The 4,208-nt window shown below is 44.0% G+C and carries 6 protein-coding genes; all 6 read right to left on the reverse strand.

Going from position 1 to position 4,208, the window contains the following annotated elements:
* A partial coding sequence (locus DWZ40_RS18950) for a DUF3847 domain-containing protein (protein WP_118544343.1) occupies positions 1-206 on the reverse strand: 206 nt, incomplete at its 3' end.
* A 104-nt stretch (positions 207-310) separates the two neighbouring features.
* Positions 311-1,093: a helix-turn-helix transcriptional regulator gene (locus DWZ40_RS18955; protein WP_055271742.1), complete on the reverse strand. Its 783-nt coding sequence runs from the start codon at positions 1,091-1,093 to the stop codon at positions 311-313.
* A 387-nt stretch (positions 1,094-1,480) separates the two neighbouring features.
* Complete coding sequence (locus tag DWZ40_RS18965) at positions 1,481-1,999, reverse strand: ClbS/DfsB family four-helix bundle protein (RefSeq protein WP_002304342.1); 519 nt, start codon at positions 1,997-1,999, stop codon at positions 1,481-1,483.
* A gap of 54 nt (positions 2,000-2,053) precedes the next feature.
* Positions 2,054-2,656, reverse strand: coding sequence for a Type 1 glutamine amidotransferase-like domain-containing protein (locus DWZ40_RS18970; protein WP_055271744.1), 603 nt, complete (start codon positions 2,654-2,656; stop codon positions 2,054-2,056).
* Between the two features lie 137 nt (positions 2,657-2,793).
* Complete coding sequence (locus DWZ40_RS18975) at positions 2,794-3,138, reverse strand: TnpV protein (RefSeq protein ID WP_117718978.1); 345 nt, start codon at positions 3,136-3,138, stop codon at positions 2,794-2,796.
* Positions 3,135-4,208 (reverse strand): DUF4368 domain-containing protein (locus DWZ40_RS18980; protein WP_118544344.1); only part of this gene is annotated, 1,074 nt, incomplete at its 5' end. The genes DWZ40_RS18975 and DWZ40_RS18980, both read right to left, overlap by 4 nt.

Raw genomic sequence — 4,208 nt, forward strand, 5'->3', positions numbered from 1 at the left:
CGTGTGAGATCTTTGACCTCCGGGGCAAGGCTCTCAATCGTTCCGCCCAGATTGCAAAGGCGGTGGGTGCGCTTGGTGCGTTCGCCTTTCTCCAGATACTTCTTTCTGTTCTCCAGACGCTCCAGCTTGTGCTGTTCCTGTGCAAGCTGCGTCTCGGCTCGTTCCTTTTCGGTTCGGAGCTGTTCAAGAGTTTTCGGTTTTGTCATTGTGATTGACCTCCTTTTTTGATTTTTGGGATAAAAAAAGACCGTTAACTTTTCGCACATTGCGACCAGTCAACGGTCTGATTTTCTGTATTTAATTACAGGTGTTACCACCTATCGATTTTTGATTGCACTTTGCGCCTAAGCCTAAACCAAAAGCGGTTTGAGTAGCTATCGTTATGCACTAACACTTCGTAAGTTGCCATCGTTCCAGAAGAAAACACCATGCCAAATATTCCAACTGCTAAAGCTAAAAAAGCAAAGGCATGGTAATCTTTCCACAGAGTATTTCCACGCACCGTAAACACAAGTAACAGCAACCCTGCGATATACAAAACGGTACTGGCAATAGCCACTATCACATATTTTTTCTTTTGCGACTGGTATTCATTTGCAAGACCTTTTAAAAAATCATAATCAAAAATCAACGGCTCTTTTCTCAAAACTTTGTATTCATCTTTGGGGATAAATGCTGATGTGACAAGTGCAATAATTCCTGCAAGTATGCAAATGGACATACCCAACACTTTCCATGCAGTCGCTGTCTGAAACACGGTGTAGGGTATTCCAGCTAAAGCAAACAAGGCGAATCCGGCACCAAAATATTTGCAAGTCTTTTTCTCGTTGGCGATATAGCCAACAGCCATTTCTCTACTTACATAATAGCCTTTTTCATCTGCGCTACTTTCCGTTTTTTCGTCTTTCAGTAGGAAGTCAATAGATACCTCAAAGACATTTGAAAGCAACAGCAGTTTCTCTGTTTCTGGATATCCTTGATTATTCTCCCACTTGCTGATTGCTTGTCGGGTTGTTCCCACAAACTCTGCAAGTGCTTCTTGTGAGAGATTTCTTTCTTTTCTGAGTTTGTAGATTTTTTCTCCTAAATTCATAGGTGATACCTCCTTTGGTTTTGATAGCATAATTCTACCAAAGCGAGGTGTCATTATCTATCTTTCGGGAAATGCACTTTGTCAACTTCAAGTTGCAGATATGTTTTCCAGTGCATAACTGTCCTTTTTCAAACTTGCTGGCGGCGAACGGTTTGTCAAAACCATTTGCGGACGGCAAGTACACAGGGGATAGTCGCTTTAGCGGCGCAAGGGGGTGTAGCCACCTTGACGGAACGAAGTGACGAAACATTCTCGGTCGAGCAGTTTTCTTCTGCTGACCGGAAATGAAGCTCCGCAGGACGCACTACTCTCGACAGAGAGTATAGAAGTGCGCCCTTTAGTTCCTAAAGGGATTTGCTCCGGCTTAACTTCTCGACAAACTTGAAGTTATAGTGCAATCTTTTTCCATTTTCTAATCTTGGTTCTAAAGGTTCCGAACGGAGCAACTGTATTAACATGTATGAATTTGTATACTTCCCAGACAGCTGTTTTAGTTGCTTCGTCAGCCCATTTTCTCATATGTGGTTTAAATAATTCTTCCTCACTCAGAGAATCAATCATTGCATAAATAGAGTTGATATTCTCATTCAATCTGTCTTTCAATTCTTGCAGTGACAGCTGAGCATATGTATCTGTGAACCATTGATATAATTCGCCAAGCTGATTCCACTTAAAATTATCCGAAGGAGTTTTAACAGGAATACCCTTTCTTTCGTCTGATTCCCATTTAATAACAAGAGTTGTCCAGCCAACCTGATAAGCAAGATTTTCTGCCGGAGTTCGATCGATCTCATCAATTCTCTTATCTTTTAAATGCTCCGGAATATCATTAAATTCTGAAATATATTTTGCAAAGCTTTTATTTATCTCGTTTTTAAGCTCGTCTTTATTCTCATATGTTCTCAATAGTCTATCTCCTCAGCTTCCGATTTTCCAGTTTCAAAAACAGGAATTTTCAAATTAGTCTTTGCAAATAACCTTTGAACCTTCACCATCAATTACAATTCCCTGACGGTTGTTAATCGGGCATAGATTCAAATCCGAAAACTCAGTCATTATTTTCTCGGTAACTTTCTTAAATGGTGCTGTAAGATAATGCGGAAGAACATAGAAATCAATCAAATCAAGCCCTGCATCATCTTCTTGTGAGTAGTCCTCTGGCTTTTCATCCATTTGCTCGATATATTGGATGCTTGGAGCGCATATAATTGCGCCTGCCGACTCGCCGATCATCAATTTTCCATTTGCCAATTCCTTTTTCAGTAGCCCATCAGTTCCCGTTTTACGGAGCTGGTCCATAAGAAAGAAAGAATTTCCGCCGGTAAAATATATCACATCTGCTTCTTCAAAAACAGACTGTATCGTTGAATAAGCCTCCGTTGAAATATCAATTTCAGTTACGATTGCTCCCAACTTTTTGAATAATTTTCGAGCCGAGCCGACATAACCGGTGTAGCCTTCACGCAGTGAAGCTGTTGGAATAAATGCGACTTTCTTATTTTCAATTTCTTCCTTTATCAGACTTCCCACACTTGAAAAGTGCGAACATAAAAATAGTTTCATCAATATTCTCCTTTATAAATACCGATTTGTTTCTCAATTTCGTATTCAAATTATACCATAAAACTTGTGAACAATTCTACCGCAACTTTGGACTGTATGAGAAAAGTCCGGACGGTTTTCTGCCCGGACTTTCTCACTCAATCATAAATCAATTCCGCTTTCACAATCTCATCTGCCTGTGCCTTGCAAGCGTTCATCTGCCGCACCCATTCCATTTGGTTTTCGGCTTTCAGCTGTTCGGTCACGCCGTACTGCTTTGCCAGTGACCGCACGATCAGCTCCATGCGGTTTCGTGCCGCTTCGTCAATCTCGGCGCAATGCTCAAAGAGCTTGTCGGATAGCACCAGCTCATTGAACAGTATCGGGCGGCGCATTTCCAAATATGCTTTGCGAAGTCTGCCGTAGTGTCCGAGGGGCTTTGTCTTGCGGATAACGATGTTCGGGATAAGATAATCTCCGTTCTGTGTGTAAGTGATATTCATGCTGATTGCACTCCTTTCATCGGCTCTCTCTGCGGTAAACTGCTGACAGGGACGAACACTTCCTTTGCAATGTCCTCCGCACGAATGGCGGCTTTCTTGGCTTCGATTTCTGCCTTTTTTCTCCCCTTGATTTTGTCCTCGTATCGCTTCTGCGCTCCGCTGGCTTTCCGCTTCAAGTAGTTCTGATGAAGCCTGTCCTTGCGTTCCTCACGCTTGCGGATTTCCTCTAATTCTTCCGGGGTCAGCTCCACTTCTCCAAACGCCGGGGGAACGAATCGCCCAACAAAATTGAAGTAAATCTCGACCTCCTGTGTGGTCTGTATACTGCCTTTGCGGTCACGCTCATGCACAAGGATTTTCTCGATAAACTCGTTGAGCATGGCAATGGTCAGCTTGTCGAAGTTCTCATACTTATCAATCAGAGCGATAAAACGGTCAGCGTCCTTTTCGTGCGTTTCATAGCTCTTGACAGCCTTTTCCAGAGCAGAGATTTCAGCGGTAAGCTCGGCTTGCTCCTTTGCGTATTGAGCGTCCAGAGTGGCGTATCTGCTGTCGGACAGCTTGCCTAAAATGTTGTCCTCATAGATTTTGCAGAGCAGGACTTCCAGCTCGGAAACTCTCTGCTTTGCTGTGGCAAGGCGTGTCCGCTGTTTCCTGACCTCTGTGGTCTGCTGGCTGGACTGCGCTTCCTGCACCACACGGACAAACTCGACTCGGTCATGCTTCGCATACTCGGCAATGGCTTTGAGCATTTCGGAAACAAGAGACAATACCACATCTTCATTGATACGGTGCTGAGTCTTGCAGAGTGTCCCGCAAGGAACTTTGGTGTACTGTGAGCAGGTGTATTGAGAAATGCGCTTGCCGTTGTTGGTGCGGTGGACATACATCTTGCCGCCGCAATCGGCACAATAAAGCAAGCCTGTGAGGGGAGCTGCTTCGCCCCAGCCGTCCGGGTAGCGTCTGACATTCCCACGGATTTTCTGCACAAGGTCAAAGGTCTGCTGGTCAATGATAGGCTCATGGGTATTCTCGAAAATTGTCCATTCGTCCTCCGGGACATAATGGCT

The organism is Clostridium sp. AF32-12BH (assembly GCF_003477935.1).
GTDB lineage: Bacteria > Bacillota > Clostridia > Lachnospirales > Lachnospiraceae > Brotaphodocola.

What these genes read in the sequence shown, in the direction of transcription:
- DWZ40_RS18955 (WP_055271742.1), bottom strand. Translation starts at nt 1,093, where the DNA reads ATGAATTTAGGAGAAAAAATCTACAAACTCAGAAAAGAAAGAAATCTC.
- DWZ40_RS18970 (WP_055271744.1), bottom strand. Translation starts at nt 2,656, where the DNA reads ATGAAACTATTTTTATGTTCGCACTTTTCAAGTGTGGGAAGTCTGATA.
- DWZ40_RS18975 (WP_117718978.1), bottom strand. Translation starts at nt 3,138, where the DNA reads ATGAATATCACTTACACACAGAACGGAGATTATCTTATCCCGAACATC.